General features: G+C 62.0%; 16 protein-coding genes. 8 read left to right on the top strand and 8 right to left on the bottom strand.

The genetic code is table 11. From position 1 onward, the window contains the following. Nucleotides 1-14: 14 nt before the first annotated feature. Entirely contained in the window at nt 15-683 is a 669-nt protein-coding gene (locus tag EGN72_RS11890) for a hypothetical protein (RefSeq protein WP_127047826.1), read from the bottom strand. A 205-nt stretch (nt 684-888) separates the two neighbouring features. Here EGN72_RS11890 and infC point away from each other — a divergent pair, with 205 nt between their 5' ends. Next, complete coding sequence (infC, locus tag EGN72_RS11885) at nt 889-1,434, top strand: translation initiation factor IF-3 (RefSeq protein WP_127047824.1); 546 nt, start codon at nt 889-891, stop codon at nt 1,432-1,434. A 66-nt stretch (nt 1,435-1,500) separates the two neighbouring features. On the opposite strand, the gene EGN72_RS11880 is transcribed toward infC, so the two are convergent. The 5 genes from EGN72_RS11880 to EGN72_RS11860 all read right to left on the bottom strand — a co-directional run bounded on the left by EGN72_RS11880 (nt 1,501) and on the right by EGN72_RS11860 (nt 6,774). Further along, nucleotides 1,501-2,499, bottom strand: a complete 999-nt coding sequence (locus EGN72_RS11880) for a molybdopterin-binding protein (RefSeq protein ID WP_127047823.1) — start codon at nt 2,497-2,499, stop codon at nt 1,501-1,503. Then, the gene (locus EGN72_RS11875; protein ID WP_127047821.1) at nt 2,499-3,497 is read right to left on the bottom strand and encodes an XdhC family protein; all 999 of its coding nucleotides are present in this window, start codon (nt 3,495-3,497) and stop codon (nt 2,499-2,501) included. The genes EGN72_RS11880 and EGN72_RS11875 overlap by 1 nt, the downstream gene beginning before the upstream one ends. 56 nt (nt 3,498-3,553) lie before the next feature. Continuing rightward, nucleotides 3,554-4,807 carry a VWA domain-containing protein gene (locus tag EGN72_RS11870; RefSeq protein ID WP_127047819.1) on the bottom strand — a complete coding sequence of 418 codons (1,254 nt, stop codon included), beginning with the start codon at nt 4,805-4,807 and terminating at the stop codon, nt 3,554-3,556. A gap of 83 nt (nt 4,808-4,890) precedes the next feature. Then, nucleotides 4,891-5,763, bottom strand: a complete 873-nt coding sequence (locus EGN72_RS11865) for a MoxR family ATPase (protein WP_127047986.1) — start codon at nt 5,761-5,763, stop codon at nt 4,891-4,893. 87 nt (nt 5,764-5,850) lie between these two features. Next, on the bottom strand, nt 5,851-6,774 hold the full coding sequence (locus EGN72_RS11860; RefSeq protein ID WP_127047817.1) for a LysR substrate-binding domain-containing protein: 924 nt from the start codon (nt 6,772-6,774) through the stop codon (nt 5,851-5,853). A 107-nt stretch (nt 6,775-6,881) separates the two neighbouring features. Between EGN72_RS11860 and EGN72_RS11855 the strand changes: the two genes are divergently transcribed. After that, nucleotides 6,882-8,099, top strand: coding sequence for an acyl-CoA dehydrogenase (locus tag EGN72_RS11855; RefSeq protein ID WP_127047815.1), 1,218 nt, complete (start codon nt 6,882-6,884; stop codon nt 8,097-8,099). A gap of 66 nt (nt 8,100-8,165) precedes the next feature. Here EGN72_RS11855 and EGN72_RS11850 read toward each other — a convergent pair whose 3' ends face one another. Continuing rightward, complete coding sequence (locus tag EGN72_RS11850) at nt 8,166-8,642, bottom strand: SH3 domain-containing protein (RefSeq protein ID WP_127047813.1); 477 nt, start codon at nt 8,640-8,642, stop codon at nt 8,166-8,168. Nucleotides 8,643-8,902: 260 nt separating this feature from the next. Between EGN72_RS11850 and EGN72_RS11845 the strand changes: the two genes are divergently transcribed. After that, nucleotides 8,903-9,088, top strand: a complete 186-nt coding sequence (locus EGN72_RS11845) for a hypothetical protein (protein ID WP_127047811.1) — start codon at nt 8,903-8,905, stop codon at nt 9,086-9,088. 716 nt (nt 9,089-9,804) lie between these two features. Here the strand turns inward: EGN72_RS11845 and EGN72_RS11840 are convergent. Continuing rightward, nucleotides 9,805-12,027 (bottom strand): hypothetical protein, encoded by a 2,223-nt coding sequence (locus EGN72_RS11840; protein ID WP_127047809.1) that lies wholly within the window; start codon nt 12,025-12,027, stop codon nt 9,805-9,807. Between the two features lie 290 nt (nt 12,028-12,317). Between EGN72_RS11840 and EGN72_RS11835 the strand changes: the two genes are divergently transcribed. From EGN72_RS11835 to pyrC, 5 genes are all read left to right on the top strand, one after another. After that, nucleotides 12,318-14,576, top strand: a complete 2,259-nt coding sequence (locus EGN72_RS11835) for a glycosyltransferase family 2 protein (RefSeq protein ID WP_127047807.1) — start codon at nt 12,318-12,320, stop codon at nt 14,574-14,576. 106 nt (nt 14,577-14,682) lie between these two features. After that, entirely contained in the window at nt 14,683-15,663 is a 981-nt protein-coding gene (locus EGN72_RS11830) for a glycosyltransferase family 2 protein (RefSeq protein ID WP_127047805.1), read from the top strand. Beyond that, entirely contained in the window at nt 15,642-16,688 is a 1,047-nt protein-coding gene (locus EGN72_RS11825) for a glycosyltransferase family 2 protein (RefSeq protein ID WP_127047803.1), read from the top strand. The genes EGN72_RS11830 and EGN72_RS11825 overlap by 22 nt, the downstream gene beginning before the upstream one ends. A 159-nt stretch (nt 16,689-16,847) precedes the next feature. After that, entirely contained in the window at nt 16,848-17,792 is a 945-nt protein-coding gene (locus tag EGN72_RS11820; RefSeq protein ID WP_127047801.1) for a phosphoadenosine phosphosulfate reductase, read from the top strand. Nucleotides 17,793-17,897: 105 nt separating this feature from the next. Further along, nucleotides 17,898-18,938 carry a dihydroorotase gene (gene pyrC / locus EGN72_RS11815; RefSeq protein ID WP_127047799.1) on the top strand — a complete coding sequence of 347 codons (1,041 nt, stop codon included), beginning with the start codon at nt 17,898-17,900 and terminating at the stop codon, nt 18,936-18,938. Nucleotides 18,939-18,977: the final 39 nt, after the last annotated feature.

Raw genomic sequence — 18,977 nt, 5'->3', positions numbered from 1 at the left:
AGTCCCGCAGGCGATCAGAGGCCAAGCGCCGCTTTCACCTGATCCAAAGCGCCTTGCAGCAACAGCGGGTTGCTGGCAGCAGCGTCCACAACCGATTTCAGCGTGGCTTTGGTGGTGTCGTCCAGGGTCGCGCCGTCGATCATGGCATTCACCTTTTCGGCGTCGAAATTGGCGGCATCCAACAGCGCGGACGGGTCCATCGCATCGGCGGCGGCATTGGCTGCATCCGTGGCTTGCGCTGCGGCATCAGCGGCGGCTTTCTCGGCGGCTTCGGCAGCGGCCTTTGCTTCGGCTTCGGCAGCAGCAGCGGCTTCGGCGGCAGCAGCTTCAGCAGCGGCAGCGCCTTCCTCGACAGTCTCGGTCACTTCTTCGGCAGCCGCTTTTGCGGCCTCCTCGGCGGCTTTCAATTCCTCTGCGGCTTTGGCAGCAGCTTCTTCAGCGGCCTTTGCAGCAGCCTCGGCAGCGGCTTTTGCCTCTTCTTCGGCTTTGGCAGCAGCTTCCGCAGCAGCGGCTTCAGCGGCTTTCGCTTCTTCCTCGGCTTTGGCAGCCGCTTCAGCAGCCGCTTTTTCGGCCTGCATCGCCGCTTCTTGTGCAGCCTGTTGCGCGGGCACATAGCTGAACTGGTAATAGCCAAGGCCTGCGGCCACGATCAGGGCAGCGCCCAAAAGAACAGATTTATTCATGTTTTACGTCTCCCATACCCGTCTGCACTGACGGTTGCGGCGCTGTCATGACAGAAACTGTCTGATTTGAAAAGACTTTGCTGCACCGCAGCAGCCGATCGGGCGGGATTCTACCGAAAGGTGTTGAACAACCCGGCCCAGAGGTCTATTTTACGCGGGCTGGGCGCTGCCCCGCACCGATATCAATGAAAGAAGGAAGCAAACCATAGCCCGCAGACCCCACAACGCCCCGCCGCAACGCGATACGGGCCCCCGTGTGAATGACCGCATCCGCAGCCCCGAAATCCGCCTGATTGGCGCGGATGGCGAAAACGTTGGTGTTGTAACACCAGCCCGCGCGATGGCCATGGCCGAGGAGGCCGGGCTCGACCTGGTTGAAATCTCGCCGAATGCGGAGCCGCCGGTCTGCAAGATCATGGACTTCGGCAAATTCAAATATGAGCAGCAAAAGCGTGAGGCCGAGGCCCGCAAAAAGCAGCACATCATTGAAATCAAGGAAATCAAGTTCCGTCCCGGCACCGACAAGCATGACTATGATGTCAAGATGCGGTCTGTGCTGAAGTTTCTGGGCGAAGGCGACAAGGTCAAGGTGACGCTGCGCTTTCGGGGCCGGGAAATGGCCCACCAGCAGCTTGGTCTGGAATTGCTGAACCGCGTGGCGGATGATGTGATCGCCAATGAGGCTGGCAAGCTGGAAAGCTTTCCGAAGCTGGAAGGTCGTCAGATGGTGATGATGATCGGGCCGAAATAAGCCCGCGCATCAAGACGCCACACTTCAAGGCAAGGTCATCAAGGGGTCGCGGCGCGGCCCCTTTTTTCATGTGCCTTCGCGGGGTCTGGGCCGGGTTGGAATTTCCTTCAACAGGCCGCCCACCCCCATGGCGGCGATGCTGCGGGGCGTGACGGGCACGCCGCAGATGATCCGCTCCATCACCCAATCCGCGCCATTCAGCGCCGGGGATTTGGCACAGCCCGGCAGGCCGATCACCGGCACCCGGCCCAGCTTGCCGATGAACAGCAGGTTCCCCGGATCAACCGGCATGCCGAAATGCAGCACGCGCCCGCCTGCTTCGCGCAAAGCTTCCGGCGCGGTATCGCGGATATCCGATGTGGCAGAGCCGGTGAGGATCAGGATCAGATCAGCCGCCTTGGCCGCCCGCAAGGCCTGCGACAGCTCTGCCACCCGATGCGGCACGATCTGGCAGGGGGCCAGCGTGACGCCCAAGCGCGACAGCCGCGCCTCGGTGACGCGGTGGCCTTTGACGCCATCCTCCTCTCCGACCGAAGTCTGGATCAGAACTGCACGGCGCAAGACCGGCGGGCGCAGCGAAATCGCATCCGCCCCCAGCGCGCAGGCCCGCGCAAGGCCCTGTTGCGGCACGGCGTAAGCGATGATCTTGATGGTGCCAACCATACCGCCTGCCTCCATCCGCTGCCAAGGCGGCACGGTGGCAAGGGTGATCATCGGCTCGGCGGCGTTCATCTGGTGGATACGCTTGGCGTTCAGCCGCACGACCCCCGGCCCCTTGGCCAGAATATTCACCCGCCCGGTGCGCATGGCGCGCAGCTCCAGCCCTGCCGCCTCGGGGTCTGGCACCAAGGCGCGGGCCACGGCCATGGCGGCGGCATCCTCATGCAGGTCATCCGGGCCAAGCCGCGCCACGGTAACGGATGTGATGCCCGCCGCATGCAGGCGGGCAATCTCCTCGGGGCCCAAGGGAATGCCTTTGCGCAAACGGCCACCACCGGGCAGCGCCTCGGAATGGGCCAGAATCGCCCCTGCTGCCTGATCTGTGGGAACCTCTCCGAATTCCATCAGCCTTGCCGGAGGCTTTGGGTGATCTGTGCCATGATCGACACCGCAATTTCCGCCGGAGATTTGGCCCCGATGTTCAACCCGACCGGCGCATGGATACGGGCGATCTGTGCGGGCGGGACGCCTGCCGCTGCCAGACGGTCCAGCCGTTTGGCATGGGTGCGGCTGGAGCCAAGACTGCCGATGTAGAAAGCATCCGAGCCCAGCGCCGCCATCAGCGCAGGATCATCCAGCTTGCTGTCATGGGTCAGGGTGACAATGGCGCTGCGGGCATCGGGGGCAAGGGCGGCCATCGCCTCGTCCGGCCAATCCTCCAGGATGGTTTCACCCGGAAAGCGCGCGGCAGAGCCAAAGGCCCCGCGCGGATCAATGATCACCGGGTCATAGCCACAGGCCCGCGCCATCGGCACCAGCGCTTGGGCAATGTGCACGGCCCCCACGATCATCATGCGCAAGGGTGGGTTGTGGATACCGATGAACCAGCCATCCTCCTCCAGCCCGGAACGGTCGGCGCGCATCCGGGTGGCAATCGCCTCGGCCAAAGGGTCGCCGGGGCCTGCGGTCAGGCGGCGGGTGTAGGTTTCCAGATGCGTCAGCAGCGCCACGGCGCGGCGCGCGGCACGGGCGGCAACCAGTTCGGCCAAAAGGTCAGGCGCAAGCGCCTGCGCACCCGTGCCGATTGGTTCCACCAGCACCCGGATCGTGCCACCACAGGCCAGACCCACGGCAAACGCCTCTTCATCCGCGACACCGAAGCGGAGCAAGCGAGGCGTGCCACTGCCCAGCGCGGCCAGTGCCTCATGCACCACCGCCGATTCCACGCAGCCCCCCGAGACAGAGCCCATCATCGCGCCATCGCCCGCAATGACCAATTGGCTGCCCACCGGGCGCGGGGCAGAGCCCCAGGTTTCCACCACCGTGGCCAGCGCCGCCGCTTTGCCCGCGCGATGCCAGTCCAGCGCAATCTCGGGGATCGTGTCAAAGCTTGTGTCTGTCATCGCGGCCCTCCATCCTTGTTTCAGTCTAGCCCAAATCCGCCACGCGGTCGCGGCGATTATGCGTGCAGCATCGCCATCAGCCGCGCTTTTTCACCACTGTCCCCGGCGTCGGAAATGGCCGCGCCCAGCGCCTCCAGCGAGGCAATGGAATGGCCCGCGCGAAAACTGTCGACATGGGGCAGCATGGCACGAATGCCACCGGCGCGCGGGGCAAACCCATCCCAGCGCAACAAGGGGTTCAGCCAGATCAGGCGGCGGCAGGACAGATGCAGCCGTTCCATCTGCCGGGCCAGATCGCGGGTGTCGTCGCGGTCCAGCCCGTCGGTGATCAGCAAGACCACCGCCCCCTGCCCCAGCACACGGCGCGACCAGTCGCGGTTGAAAGTGGCAAGGCAAGAGCCGATGCGCGTGCCGCCCGACCAATCCTGCGCCTGCGCGCCTGCGGCGGCAAGAGCGGCATCGACATCGCGGGTTGCCAGATGCCGGGTGATATTGGTCAGCCGCGTGCCAAAGGTGAAGCCATGCACCCGCGCCCAGCCTTGGCCGCGCGCATTGGCAACCGCATGGATGAAATGCAGCACCAGCCGCGAATATTGCGCCATGGAGCCCGAGATATCGCAGATCACCACCAGATTGGGCCAACGCGTGCGGGGCGTGGTGCGGGCCAGCCGCGCCACTTCTCCGCCCCGGCGCAGGGCGGCGCGCAGGGTGGCACGGGCATCAATGCCTTGGCCAAGACTGGCAGCTTGCGGGCGACGCGTGCGCAAAGGTTGGACGGGCAGGCGCAGACGGGCGAGCATGCGCTTGGCCTCGGCCACCTCGGCCACGGTCATCTGTTCGAAATCAAGGCTGCGCAGGCGTTCACGCGCCGATAGCGTGTGTGAGGCATCAATGTCGATGCGGGTTTCGGAGGGCGGGCTTTCGGCCGCAGGCGGATCGGGGAGCATGCCATCCAGCAGCGCCTCGGCCGCGCGTTTTTCGGATGGGGTGGCGGCGTGTTCGTCCTGGACGCCGCGAATGGCGGGCAGCATCAGCGACATCATATGTTCCAGATAGCGCGGATCGCGCCAGAACAGCCGGAACACCTGATGAAAGACCACGCGATGTTCGGGGCGGCGCACGAAACAGGCGTTCAGCACCCAGTAAAAATCGTGCTGGCGGGTGAAGCCTGCCACCGCGACCGCGCGCACCGCCTCGACCACTTGCCCCGACCCGATGGGCAGGCCCGCCTTGCGCAGGGCACGGGCAAAATGGGCGATGTTTTGCACCAGTTTGCCATCATCGGGAAGGGAGAGCGGTGGGTATTGCATCGGGCTTTCGCGTTCTTGGCAAGCGCCGGGGGTTTTGCACCCCCGGACCCCCGCAGGATATTTTTACCGAAAAGAAAGCGGGGTCATTTCAGCAGCGGTTCCTTGCGGATCTCATCGAGCAGTTTTCGGGCCTCGGAGCCTTGGATTTTCTGGATATCGTCTTGATATTTCAGGATCGCGCCCAGCGTGTCGGAGATCACTTCCGGGGTCAGGGTGATGGCATCAAGGGCCAGCAGGCATTTGGCCCAGTCGATGGTTTCGGCCACGCCGGGTTTTTTGAACAGATCCTCGCCGCGCAGGCGTTGAACGAAGGCCACGATTTCGGTGCTGAGGCTTTGGCTCGCCTCGGGCGCGCGGGCCTTGAGGATGGCGAGTTCGCGGGCGGCATCGGGGTAATCGACCCAATGATAGAGGCAGCGGCGTTTGAGCGCGTCATGCACTTCGCGCGTGCGGTTGGAGGTGACGATGACGATAGGGGCTTCGGCGGCACGGATGGTGCCGAGTTCGGGGATGGTGACCTGGAAATCAGAGAGCGCCTCCAGCAGGAAAGCCTCGAAGGGTTCATCGGTGCGGTCGAGTTCATCAATCAGCAGGACGGGGGCGCCGCCGGGTTGCGGGCGCATGGCGGCCAGAAGCGGGCGTTCGATCAGGTAGTCTTGGGTGAAAAGCTCGGCGCGCAGGGCGTCGCGGTCGGTGGTGCCGCTGGCCTCGGCGGTGCGGATTGCGATCATCTGGGCGGCGAAGTTCCAATCGGCCACGGCTTGGGCGGCATCCAGCCCTTCGTAGCATTGCAGGCGGATCAGCCGGCGGCCAAGGGCGGTGGCGATGACTTTGGCGATTTCGGTCTTGCCCACGCCGGCCTCGCCTTCCAGCAGCAGCGGGCGGCCCAGTTTCAGCGCCAGAAACACCACGGTGGAAAGCGCGCGAGCGCTGATATAGCCGTGATCGGCCAGCATCTGTTCGGTTGCGTCAATGCTTGTTGGTATGGCTGTCACCTGATCCCCCTGCCCTTGGCCCCACCAAAGCAATCCGGCTGCCCCCGGTCAAGCCATAGGCCGCATGTCTGCGACTAAGGGAGGGGGGGCTGCGGGGCCGAGCATCCAGTCGCGGAAGTGGCGGAAGGCGAGGATGTCGAGGCTGCGGTCGGGGTAGGACAGCACATAGGGCGTATCGGTTGTCATGGAGCGGGCCGAGGCAAGGCGCAGCGCGCCGCTGGCAAGATCGGGTGCGGCAAACACATCGGGCACCAGCGCCACCCCAAGCCCTGCGCGCGCCGCCGCCAGCACCATGCCGAATTGTTCGAACCGGGCGCCGCGCAGAATGGTGATCGGGTCCAGCCCCGCGTTCAGGAACCAATCCAGCCAGAGGTTGGGGCGGGTGGCTTGTTGCAACAAGGGCAGTTTGGCCAGTTCGCCATCTTCCAGCACATGCGCGTCGGGCAGCAGGCCGGGGGCGGCGACGACGACCAGACGCTCTTCGGCCAGATGGTCCATCCGCGCGCCGCGCAGGGGCGATTGGGCGCGGATGATCGCGGCATCGCGGGGGTCGCGGTCAAAATCCAGTGGGGTGAGTGTGGCTGTCATATCCAGCGTGACCTGCGGCGCAAGGGCGGCAAAGCCCGACAGCCGCGGGATCAGTGACAGCGCGGCAAAGGTGGGCAGCACCGCCAGACGCAGCACATCGCGGTGGCCGCCAAAAGACATCACCGTCAGCGCCGCGCGATCCAGATCGGCCAGCATCCGCTCGGCCTCGGGCAAAAGCGCGCGTCCGGCATCCGACAGCACAAGGCGTTGGCGGATGCGGTGGAACAGCGCCACACCCAATCGCGCCTCCAGCGTGGTCAGGGCGCGGCTGATCGCGCTTTGCGTCAGGCCCAGCGCTTGGGCGGCCCGCGTGGCGGTGCCGGTTCTGGCGGCTTGGACAAAGGCCTGAAGTTCGGGCAAGGTGGGGGTATAGGCGTGACGCATGGGGCGAGTTTATGCGCATTCCTCATAAACTTGCAAAGCTTATTCATTTGAACGGATGCCGTTTTACCGCTATCCAGACGCCAGACAGATAGAAACGGAGCCCTGCCATGGACAAGCCGAAGCTGAAAGCCAAAGACGCCCCCGATCTGGGCCGTTTCGACTGGGAAGACCCCTTCCGCCTTGACGACCAGTTGACCGAGGAGGAGCGGATGCTGCGCGACGGCGCACGCGCCTATGCGCAGGAAAAGCTGCAACCCCGCGTGACACAAGCCTATCGCGAGGAAAGCACAGACCCCGGCATTTTCCGCGAGATGGGGGAAATGGGCCTGCTGGGCGTGACTGTGCCGGAAGAATACGGCGGGATTGGTGCGTCTTATGTGGCCTATGGTTTGATCGCGCGCGAGGTGGAGCGCGTCGATTCAGGGTATCGGTCGATGATGTCGGTGCAATCGTCCTTGGTGATGTATCCGATTTATGCCTATGGATCGGAAGAGCAGCGCCGGAAATACCTGCCCAAGCTGGCCTCGGGTGAATTTATCGGCTGTTTCGGCCTGACCGAACCGGATGCAGGCTCGGACCCCGCAGGGATGAAAACCACCGCCAAGAAAACCGCGAATGGCTATGTGCTGAACGGCGCGAAGATGTGGATTTCGAACGCGCCGATTGCGGATGTCTTCGTGGTCTGGGCCAAATCGGAGGCGCATGGTGGCAAGATCCGCGGCTTTGTGCTGGATAAGGGCATGAAGGGGCTGAGCGCGCCGAAAATCGGCGGCAAGCTGTCGCTGCGCGCCTCTATCACCGGCGAGATTGTGATGAAGGATGTGGAAGTGGGCGAGGATGCCTTGCTGCCGCATGTAGAGGGGTTGAAGGGGCCGTTTGGCTGCCTCAACCGCGCGCGCTATGGCATTTCATGGGGGGTTCTGGGGGCGGCGGAGTTTTGTATGCATGCCGCACGGCAATATGGGCTTGACCGCAAGCAGTTCAATAAGCCTTTGGCCCAGACCCAGCTTTATCAGTTGAAACTGGCCAATATGATGACGGATATTTCGCTGGGCATGCAGGCTTCCTTGCGTGTGGGCCGGCTGTTGGATGAGGCGAATGCGGCACCTGAGATGATCTCGATCGTCAAGCGGAACAATTGCGGCAAGGCGCTGGAGATCGCCCGCCATGCCCGCGATATGCATGGCGGCAATGGTATTCAGGAAGATTACCAGATCATGCGCCATATGGTGAACCTTGAGACGGTGAACACCTATGAAGGGACGCATGATGTCCATGCCCTGATTTTGGGCCGGGCGGTCACGGGGTTGCAGGCGTTCTTCTGACCCCCAATCGCCCCGCCCAAGGGGCCATAGCAGGTGCGGTGGGCAGATTGCCCACCCTACGCCCTGTCAGCGCGCCAGATAGCGCCCATGCGCCCAGCCGACCACCCCGTTTACCAGTTCCACCCGTCGCCATGCGCCTTGCGCATCGAGCAGCCGCACCCGGTCGCCGGGATAGATGCGGCGAATGATGTCATAGTCAGAGCCCGGCCCGCTGCGCAGGTTCAGATAGCCATCCGAAGTTTGCACCACCGTCAGCATTTGCCCAAACGCCAGCCGCGCCTCCAGAAACTTGCCCGAGGTCCAGCCCATCCGGCCGCCTTCATGGCGCACGCGGGCCCATGTGCCACTGACCTCCAGCACCTCCACCTGATCGCCGGGATACATGCGTTGCAGGATATCAAACCCCACCCCCGGCCCGCTGCGCAGGTTCAGATAGCCGTCATTGGTTTGCTTGACATATAGCGTCTCGGCCATGGCTGCCCCAAGGGTTAAGGCCATGGCGAGTATGAAGGCAAGAACGGGCGCAAAAACAGATTTCAACATGATAAGACCTTTCTGAAAACATGGCCCATCACAGCAAATATCGCTTGCCGAAACAAGTCATCACAATGCTGCGCCACCGCCTGCGGGCGCCGCACCTTCGCGATTGACAGACTCAGGGCGCAGGCACAGGCTTATCCGATTTGCAGCATATATTTGTGGAGGACATTATGGCCTAGAAAGACTGGATTGCCGATGCAACCAAGGCACTGGAAAGCGTTGGCAAGAAGATCAGCGCCGAGAACAAGAAGAATCTGAAAGAGGTGTCGAATATCATCAAGATCGCCTTTGCCGAGGCCGGGGCGGAAAAAGACCCTGACAAGAAAAAGGAGATGCAGCGCGCAGTGCAGGAATTGATGGGTAAATTCAAGGTGATGACAACGAATTTCCAAGGCGTCGAGAAAGAAACCGTGGCCAGCATCAAGCTTCTCAAGATGCTCAGCAGTTAGTCCCGGTCGGGCCCCATCCCAAAGGCACAACCGCCGCGCCTCTTTCAAGGGGCGCGGCCCGGTCCAACCTTGAGGCGCTTTTTGCCGCAAGGCAAAAGGCAACGAATGGCGGGAGTGCCCCCCGTTCCCCTGCCGCATGAAAAATGCCTATCCCGGCTTACTTTCTGACTACGGGGCGAACCAAGTCAAAACCCTTCAGGACTGCGCGCGGCCATCGCATCAGTCACTCCAGATCACATAAAACAGGGCGTCCATCATCGGTTCTCGCGTCAATACCAACAGGGTCGTCTTCGGCTGAATGGGGTAGTTTTCTTTGCTGCAATCATCGTATCGGCCTGCCCCCAACACTTCCTGGTTTGCCCGGGGCATCGCGCTGACCACTGGCCAGCATCGGCAGCCCATTGCGCCCGGCATGTGCGCGGTTGCCAGCCGTCAACCACCGCTGCCCTGTTATTTTTCCCAGAGGAAAACCTGAACATATGGTCGTCATCGTGACGCAGGCCACTTTGTAAATCGTCAATCAACGCGGCGAAAAGGCTTTGCCCAGAAGGCTCATTACTTCGGCAACCGTCAGCACCACACCAGACCGCCAGCAAAACCCGGCTTCATTCTGACGCGACACAAACAGAACGCCTGCGATAACAGCCGCGCGACCTTTTTACCAAAGTGGCACGATAGTGCCCCTGAACCCGCCCAGCATTTAGCCGCTGTTATCCCTACATTTTCTCCATAGCTTTGCGGATATGGCGGTTGTCGCCGCGGGTCAGCACCCAACGGCCCATGCGGCGGGCCAGTTCCGGGTGGCCCTTGTCCATCGCGCGTTTGAACAGCTCTTTTTGATAGCGGTTGAACGTCTTGCGCGCCCGCAGCTTTTGGTAAAATTCGGCCTCTGTCAGCGAGCCGTTCAAGGCCGCCAGCACGATGGGCGACAAAATCCCCATCTGCTGCAAGCTGGACCCCAACCTGTGCCCCAGCAAAGGCGCGCGCAGCTTCACCACGTTTTTGGCCGCAAAACGGTCCACATGGCCCGCGTCCAGCGGCTCATACGGATCATAGATCAGCGTCACCCGCCCTGCCTTGGCCGAAACCTTTGCCGCATCGCCATAGGGGCCGGAAAAATCCCGGTCCCATGCGGTTTTGTAACGTGTCTCAAACGGCACAAGTGATTTATCCAGCGTCGATTGCGGCGAAATGGCCACCACATCCGCCCCCGGGCAGGCCGCCGCAAAGGCGCAGGCGCCATAGCCGCCCATCGAGGCGCCATAGAACACCACGCGTTTGAATGTCTTGAAAAATCCCTTTTTCTTTAGCGCGTCAAACTGGGCATAGACCCAAGGGTCGCGAAACCATGTCCAGCCCGCCGCCGTAACCCCCAGCATCGACCAACCCTGTTTTTCGATGAAGGCAAAGCCCCAAGGCCGTTTATCCTCGCGCTTTTCCATCGCGATATCGAGGTTGTCGAAAGTCACCACCAGCGTGTCAGAGCGTTTGATGAACATCATGCCATGCTCATCGCTTTCACGGTAAAACCCGTCCTTGCCGGCCAAGCGCGTGGCAATCTCGGCCCAGCTTTCTTCGGGGGGGGGCGGTTCGGCCTGCGCAACTGCGCCCAGCGTGCCATCGGCGGCCAACAAGACGCGATGCACCTCTATCCCGCCATCGTTGCGATTGGTCAGCAGGGTAATCGTGCCGCGCTTTTTCAGGAAAGGATAGCCGCCAGAGCCTTTGCGGATATCCGACAAAACCATGCCACCAGGGGCCAGCCCCGCATCCAGCAGCCCGCCCAACGGGCCGATTTTATTGACATCGCCAAATCCGGTGAGGTTTGCCACCAATTCTGCGGGGCGCAAATCCTCGGGTTTGGCGATCACATGGATCTGGTCAAAGGGCACGCCGTTCTCAGTCAGAAACTGGCGGTAAGGGGCGACCCAATCTGACGGGGTTTCCGGCCAGCGGCCCTTGTGGTCGATATCAATCAGATCAATCGCGCAGCGCCATTTGCCCCATGCCGCCAGTGCCACCGATTGCGCATTGCCGCCGATATCGGCAATGCGGCTGGCCTGTTCCAGCGGCACCTGTTCCAGCAAGCCCGCATCAAACACCCGTCGCCCCCGGCCTTTGATCGGCGCGGTTTCGGGGTGAATATCATGGCGGCGCAGCAAATCGGCCAGATAGGTATTGGCAGGCGGCAGGCCACCATGGCGCAGCCCCAATTCGCGCTTGTTCGAGGCCCAAAGATGCAGCGCCGTGGTCTTGTCAGACAACAAGCCCTGCACCACTGCACTGCGGCGCAGGAACATCAGCCGGTCCGGGAAGGGGATCGGGTAAAACGCCTCCAAGGGCTGCACCTGCCCCAGCAAGCCGTGCTTATGCACGAAATGCGTCACCATCAGCGGCCCCCAGACGCCCCAAGGCTGCTGGCTGACATGCACCGGCGTCCCGGCGGCGGCGGCGGCGCGGTATTCGTCTTGCTGGCTTTGCTTCAGAAAGGGTGGGATGGCGTGGCGGTCTTCCATGAAGTGCAGCATATCGGCCAGAACCGCGCTGCCCACCGGCAGGCCCAGCACCGCGTTATTCACCCGTCGCCCGCCCGGCAGTTCAAACCCCATCACATAATCGCTGTCATAGGCCATCGGGCGGTGGCAATAGACATCGGTATCCACCCAGATCATGCCGGGGTTCTGCGCGATCATGTGGATGCGGAAATAATCGGCAAACAGCGCGAAGCTATCTTTCTTTTCATATTTGATGAAATCATCGGTATCGAGGATCTCTCGCCCGTCGCGGCGGATCACGCCTTCGGGGACATTGGGAATATCTTCATAGGCAAACAGCGTGATCTTCTGGCCCTGATCGACAAAGCTTTTCAGGCAAAGCTGTTCCATCCAGCTCAGGCTGCCACCGATCCATAGCGTCCCCACCTCCCGTGTCCGTGCCATATGTTGCTGCCTTGCTGCTCTTTCGCGGATTTGCCTGCGTGTGACGTCTTATTGGTGCTTATAGCGAAACAATCTGACGAAATAATGGTGATTTGCAAAGGGATGATGCAAAATCTTGGCATCCTTTGCTTGGCCCTGTGGCTTTGGCTGTGATATTGCCAAAGCGGAAAGGGTGGCAACAGACCGCCTTGAGTGAGGGGTGAGCGGGGTAAGTTATGGGCAAAGGTCCCAGATCCGGGCGGGATAGCGCGCCAACGGCAGACAGGCTGATCCACCGCCAATTGGGAGCGATGGCATTGGCCGGTGATGGCCTTGGCCGCTTGCTGGAGTGTATCCGCGTGGCGGATGACCGGGTGCATGTGTTCTTTGGCAATGGCACGAGGATCGACCAATTCGCCCCCGATGGCGGGCCTGATTGCGCCTTGCCCTTGGATTTGCGCGATGTCTCCGGCTCGGCCTTCATCGCGGTTGCAGCCCCGCGCCAAACGCCCGACGTGGTGCGGCTGGCCCGCCACGACGCCCCGGCGCTGGAGGTGGCCGTGACCATGGCAGAGCCCGCGTATTTGGCCGGGCGCAATTGCCTGTTTGGCTTCCGGACCGAGGAAAGCCCCGCCCAGATCGCGGAATGGCTGCGCTATCACGCGCGCCACCATGGGGCCACGGGGGCGCTGATCGTCAACCGCCTGCCGGGCACAGAGCCGGATCAATGGGCGGCCAAACTGTCGCGCACATTGGCCAAAGATCTGGGCGATTGCGATATGCGCGTGGTGCTGCTGGATTGCCCGCTGCCTTTGGGCAAGCCCACGCTGGGGCCGGAAAACCACCCCTATCTGGCCCCCGATGCCCCCGGCAAGGACCGGATGGAGGTGCCCGGCCCCGACCCATGGCGCAGCCCCTTGGGCGAAGGGTTGATCTATGAGGTGATGAAATGGCGCTTTCTGTCTGCCGCCCGCGCGGTGCTGACGCTGGATGTGCCCGATATTCTGGCCCCGGTGCCCGAAGGTGCGACAGGGGCCTTTGACCGCTGCGTCGCGGAAAAGAAAGGCGTTATCCTGCTGGCAGGGCGGCGCAGCTATCCGTGGCGCGTGCGCAACAACCAAGAGGCGCGGTTTGGCGATCATATCTGCATGCCGTTTGATATTGGCAAGCCGATGCTGCGCTGGGGGGTGGCCCCGCAACAGGCCGGGCTGGTGAACACATGGCGCATGTTGCGCGTGGCCTATACCAACCCCGACCCGATGTCCGCCTTGCCGTTTTACCGCGCGATGGCGATCAAGGTGCCAGGGCGCAACGCCTCTGAACTGGCGCCGAAAACCTCGCTGGTGGAAGATGACGCGCTGCTGGCCTTGGCGGCAGAGGCCTTTGACCACAAACCCGTGCGCGCGCCGGTATCCAAGCCCAAAGCCGCGCCGAAAGCCGCGATCAAGGGCGGGCGCACCGCGATTGTGACCACGATGAAGAACGAAGGCCCGTTCATTCTGGAATGGCTGGCCTATCACCGGGCCATCGGAGTGGATGATTTCCTGATCTACACCAATGATTGCACCGATGGCACCGATACGATGCTGGATATGTTGCAGGAAAAGGGCATCGTGCAGCACCGCGCCAACCCTTTCGTGCCGGGCGGCGATCTGAAACCGCAGCACGCGGCCTTGCAGGCGGCGGAATCCGAACCCGTGATGCAGAACTGCGGTTGGGGCATCTGCATGGATGTGGATGAATTCATCAACATCAAGATCGGCGATGGCACCTTGGACGCGCTGTATAAGGCGATGGGCGAGGCGAATATGATCAGCCTGACATGGCGGCTGTTCGGCAATGCCGAGGTGCATGGCTATGAAGATCGGTTCCTGCTGGATCAATTCACCCGCTGCGCGCCCGAGGTGATCCGCAAACCGCATCAGGCCTGGGGCTTCAAGACCCTGTTCCGCAATATCGACATATACAAAAAGCTGGGCGTGCACCGGCCCAAAGGCTTGATCCCCGATCTGTGGGACCAGGTGAAATGGTTGAACGGCTCGGGCAAGCCCCTGCCCCGCACCATGTTCCGCAATGGCTGGCGCTCGACGCTGGAAACCTATGGCTATGATTGGGTCAGCCTGAACCATTATGCCGTGCGCTCTGCCGAGAGTTTTCTGGTCAAGCGCGACCGGGGGCGGGTGAACCATGTCGACCGCGACCAAGGGCTGAATTACTGGTTCCGCATGAACCATAATCTGGAGGAAGATCGCAGCATCCAGCGCATGATCCCCGCCCTGCAAGCCGAGTATGACCGGCTGATGGCGGACCCCGATATCGCGGCGGCCCATGCCTATTCGGTGCGCTGCCACCACGACAAGATCGCGGAACTGATGGAAACCGAGAATTACCAGAATTTCTATGCCGAACTGACAGGCCCGCGGATGGAGCGGCTGTGCCGGATGCAGCAGCATTTCGGCTCTGCCGTGTTTTCCGCAGGCCCTGCCGTGATCCCCGAAGACCTGCATGAACGCGACATCGCACCAGATTTCTTTTTTACCGTCGAACATACGGGGGAGCAGGAGCATTGAGCGGTGGCAAGATTTTCGGTGGCATTGTGTGCGCTTCGCTTGTTCTGCGGGGCAAGTGGCAGATGCCGGATAGGTATTTTTGCCAAGATGAAATTGGGGCGCGGTGATGGGTGGTTATACGGTCATCACCACGATGAAGAACGAAGCGGCGTTCTTGCTGGAATGGGTGGCCCATCACAAGGCGCTTGGGTTTGACCATCTGCTGATCTGCACCAATGATTGCGACGATCCGACCAGCCGCATGGTCTTGCGGTTACAGGAAATGGGGCTGGCGCGGCATCATGCGACAACGCCTTGGGCCGCGACCTCGATCCAGCGTTCGGCGCTGAAACAAGCCCAGCGCTATGATGAGGTGAAGCAAGCCGATTGGCTCTATGTCTGCGATGCGGATGAGTTTCTGGTGGTGAAAACCGGTGATGGTTCGGCGCGCGCATTGGTGGCGGCGGGGCGGCCGGATGCGGAGGTGATCTCTGTTCCGTGGCGGGTGTTCGGGCCGGATGGCCAACGCGACTATGAGGATGCGCCGGTGACAGCGCAATTCCGGAGCGCGATGCAGCCGCAAGCCCCCGGCCAGCCACAAGGGATTTACTGCAAATCCCTGTTTCGCGGTTTGGAAAACATGCATCGCATCGGCATCCACGCCCCCGTCCCCCGCCCTGATCTGGGCCGCCCCTTGCGCAGCGAAATGCCGGGCGGGTTGCGGCTTGGGCCGGGGCTGAACCCGATGCTGGCGCTGCGTGACTATAGCGTGGCGCAGGTGAACCATTACGCCCTGCGTTCGCGCGACAGTTTTCTGGTAAAGCGGGATCGCGGGCGGGTGAACCACAGCAATGAGGTGATGGAGATCGACTATTGGGACCGTTTCGATGTGGCCGAGGTGGCCTGCGACGCCATTCGCCGCTATGATGCGGCGGTGGCCGACTGGCGCGCGCGCTTGTTGGCGGATGCGGTGCTGGACGGGTTGCATGACCGCGCCGTCAAATGGCACCGTGCCAAGATCGCCGCGCTGAAAGCCCGCCCCGATTACGCGCCGCTTTTGGCCGCTTTGGAAGAAAGGTTGGCCAGATGCGCTTCCTCGCAATCCTGACCGTGCGGAATGAGGCCGCCTTCCTGCTGGAATGGCTGGCCCATCACAAAGCCTGTGGCTTTACCGATTTTCTCGTGTTTTCAAATGATTGCACCGATGGCACCGACCTGATGCTGGACCGTTTGGCCGAATTAGGCGTGCTGACCCATATCCGCAACGATGGACCGCATGACGAAGGCCCGCAATGGGCCGCGCTGAAAGCCGCCGACAAGCACCCGTTGAAGAAAGCCGCCGATTGGGTGCTGTTTTTCGATGTGGATGAATTCGTCAATATCCATACTGGCGACGGCACTTTGCCCGCGCTGCTGGCCGCCCTGCCCCATGCCACGGCAATTCCGCTGACATGGCGTTTTTTTGGCAATGCCGGAGTGATCGGCTTTGACGACAGGCCGGTGACCGAGGTGTTCACCCGCGCCGCGCCGGCGCTGCTCTATTGGCCGTGGCGCGGGGCGATGTTCAAAACCCTGTTTCGCAATGACGGGGCCTATCGCAAACTGGGCGTCCACCGCCCCCGCAACCCGGACCCAGAGCGGATGGCCGCGCAGGTTTGGGTTGATGGCTCTGGTCGCACCCTGCCGCCCGACTATCACCGCAACCGCATCATCTCGCCGCTTGGGCGCGATAATTTCGGGCTGGTGCAGATGAACCATTACGCGCTGGGGGCGATGGAAAGCTATATCGTGAAATGCGACCGGGGCCGCGCCAATCGCGATGCCTCCAGCTTTGATATGGGCTATTGGGTGGAACGGAATTTCTGTGACGTCGAAGATCGCTCGATCGAGCGGCTGTCCCCGGCCCGCGCCGCGCATCTGGCAGCGTTCAAGGCCGATCCCGCCTTGCGCAGCCTGCATGAGGCAGGCGTTGCCTGGCGCAAGGCGCGGTTCTTGGAGCTGATGCAGGATATGGACTGGCGCAGCCTCTTTGGCCGCTTGCTGCTGTCACGCCCCGCCCGCTGCCTGACCGAGGCCGAAGCCCGGCTGATCTGGCAGCATGGGCAAGGCGCGGTGGGCACAGGAGCCGCCTGACCCTCGAACCAAGGCCAAACAATCCCCACAGATTGTTTCCGGATTATTCGAAGATGCCACCTTATTGCCGCCTTGTCCGCGCGTTTGTGCCACGCAATACTGGCACATATGACCAGCGCGGGAACCCATGTCCAAGATTCACGATTGGCGGCACTTGAAATGACAGACCAGATTGAAACGACGACCCAGACCGAGACGCCTGCGATGATGGATCGGGCGGGCTGGCTGTCTTTGCTGGAAAACATGGGCAATGACTCGGGGTTTTTTGAACCCTTGGGCAAAAGCCACTGGGCCGTGTTCAATGAAGATGGCCCGACGCTGGTGATCAGCTTCGACCGGCTGGAGGATATTCGCGCGCTGGAACCGGGCAAGATGCCGCATATCTTTGGCCAAGCCACGCAAAACGGCTGGTCACATCTGAGCCTGATCAGCGAGGGCGACACATGGTATCGGGACAAGGCCGTTTATGCCTTTCTCGACCGGTTGGTGGACGAAAGCTTTTTCGACGATTACGACCGTGTGGTGTTTTATGGCGCTGGCATGGGCGGCTATGCGGCGGCGGCCTTTTCCGTCACCGCGCCGGGCTGCACGGTTCTGGCGCTACAACCGCGCGCCTCGCTGGACCCAGAGATTGCAGGCTGGGAAACGCGTTATACCGCCTCGCGTCGCCTGAATTTCACCGACCGTTATGGCTATGCCCCCGATATGACCGAAGGCGCTGCCGAAGTGTTCACCCTGCATGACCCCTATAACAAGCTGGATGCGATGCATGTGGCGCTGTTCCGCAAGTCCTTTGCCACCCACCTGAAGGCCCGGTTTCTGGGCGACCATCTGGTCACCGCCCTGTCCGACATGGGGGTGTTGCCGAAATTGGTGAAAGCGGTCTGTGACGGCAAGTTATCCGCGCCCTTCTACAACAAACTTTGGCGCGAGCGGCGCAGCTTTGGCAATTATCTGCGCTGGATCCTGCGGGCCTGCGCCAAGGCAGGGCATCCCAAACGCGAAGCGATGATCTGCCGCTCTGTCACCAACCGGCTGCGCGCACCTGGCTTTCGCAGCCATCTGGAAAAGCTGGAGCAATCGGGCACGCTGGACAAATCTTGATCCACGCGCGGCCAAGGCCCGACAGCACCCGCAGGCCGTATTTTCACCGCCTTGCCAGTTTTTGAGACTGGAAAACGCGCGGCGGATAGGCTAGCGCTTTTCGCCATGACACAGAGCCTCACGCTTCCCCGCCCCGATGATTGGCACCTGCATCTGCGCGATGGCGCGATGCTCAAAGGGGTGCTGCCTGAAACCGCCCGCCATTTCGCCCGCGCGATCATCATGCCCAATCTGGTGCCACCCGTCGTCACCCATGCCGATGCGCAGGCCTATCACGCCCGCATCATGGCAGCGCTGCCCAAAGGCATGCGGTTTGAGCCGCTGATGACGCTTTACCTGACCGAAGACACCGACCCGCAAGATGTCGCCGCCGCAGCGGCCTCGGGCTTGGTGAAGGCGGTAAAACTCTACCCCGCCGGGGCCACCACCAATTCCCACGGCGGCGTGCGCGATTTTGACAAAGTGCGCGGCGTGCTGGAAAAAATGGCCGAGATTGGCCTGCCGCTTTGCGTGCATGGCGAGGTGACAACGCCCGAGGTTGATATCTTTGACCGCGAAGCGGTGTTCATTGATACAGTGCTGGACCCGCTGCGCCGCGCGATCCCCGGTTTGCGCGTTGTGATGGAACATATCACCACCGGACAAGGCGTCGCCTATGCCCAAAGCGGCGGCGATGATCTGGCCGCCACAATCACCACCCATCACCTGATCATCAACCGCAACCACATCCTCGCAGGTGGCATCAAACCGCATTACTACTGCTTGCCGGTGGCCAAGCGCGAACAGCACCGGCTGGCCCTGCGCGAAGCGGCCACATCCGGGGCGGCGCGGTTCTTTCTTGGCACCGATTCCGCCCCGCATGTGGACGCGCTGAAAGAACATGCCTGCGGCTGCGCGGGCTGTTTTACCGCCACCAATACCATGCCCTTGCTCGCCCATGTCTTTGAAGAAGACGGCGCGCTGGACAAGCTGGAGGCCTTTGCCTCGCGCAACGGCCCCGCCTTCTACCGCCTCCCCGTGAATGAGGCCACGCTTACCCTCACCAAAGGCGCGCCTGCGCAATGGCCAGACAAGATCCTGACCGAAGCAGGCCCCGTCACCGTCTTCAACCCCGGCTTTCCCGTGCACTGGCATGTCGAAAGCTGATGTTCATCTGTTTCTAAATATCCCCGCCGGAGGCATCCA

Source organism: Pseudorhodobacter sp. E13, from assembly GCF_003991405.1.
GTDB lineage: Bacteria > Pseudomonadota > Alphaproteobacteria > Rhodobacterales > Rhodobacteraceae > Pseudorhodobacter.
The sequence above is the reverse complement of the archived record's forward strand: the minus strand, read 5'-3'. Positions and strand labels throughout refer to the sequence as shown.

Coding starts and splice junctions, on each gene's coding strand:
- EGN72_RS11890 (WP_127047826.1), bottom strand. CDS start 683: ATGAATAAATCTGTTCTTTTGGGCGCTGCCCTGATCGTGGCCGCAGGC.
- EGN72_RS11880 (WP_127047823.1), bottom strand. CDS start 2,499: ATGGAATTCGGAGAGGTTCCCACAGATCAGGCAGCAGGGGCGATTCTG.
- EGN72_RS11875 (WP_127047821.1), bottom strand. CDS start 3,497: ATGACAGACACAAGCTTTGACACGATCCCCGAGATTGCGCTGGACTGG.
- EGN72_RS11870 (WP_127047819.1), bottom strand. CDS start 4,807: ATGCAATACCCACCGCTCTCCCTTCCCGATGATGGCAAACTGGTGCAA.
- EGN72_RS11865 (WP_127047986.1), bottom strand. CDS start 5,763: ATGCTGGCCGATCACGGCTATATCAGCGCTCGCGCGCTTTCCACCGTG.
- EGN72_RS11860 (WP_127047817.1), bottom strand. CDS start 6,774: ATGCGTCACGCCTATACCCCCACCTTGCCCGAACTTCAGGCCTTTGTC.
- EGN72_RS11855 (WP_127047815.1), top strand. CDS start 6,882: ATGGACAAGCCGAAGCTGAAAGCCAAAGACGCCCCCGATCTGGGCCGT.
- EGN72_RS11850 (WP_127047813.1), bottom strand. CDS start 8,642: ATGTTGAAATCTGTTTTTGCGCCCGTTCTTGCCTTCATACTCGCCATG.
- EGN72_RS11840 (WP_127047809.1), bottom strand. CDS start 12,027: ATGGCACGGACACGGGAGGTGGGGACGCTATGGATCGGTGGCAGCCTG.
- EGN72_RS11835 (WP_127047807.1), top strand. CDS start 12,318: ATGGCATTGGCCGGTGATGGCCTTGGCCGCTTGCTGGAGTGTATCCGC.
- EGN72_RS11830 (WP_127047805.1), top strand. CDS start 14,683: ATGGGTGGTTATACGGTCATCACCACGATGAAGAACGAAGCGGCGTTC.
- EGN72_RS11825 (WP_127047803.1), top strand. CDS start 15,642: ATGCGCTTCCTCGCAATCCTGACCGTGCGGAATGAGGCCGCCTTCCTG.
- EGN72_RS11820 (WP_127047801.1), top strand. CDS start 16,848: ATGACAGACCAGATTGAAACGACGACCCAGACCGAGACGCCTGCGATG.
- pyrC (WP_127047799.1), top strand. CDS start 17,898: ATGACACAGAGCCTCACGCTTCCCCGCCCCGATGATTGGCACCTGCAT.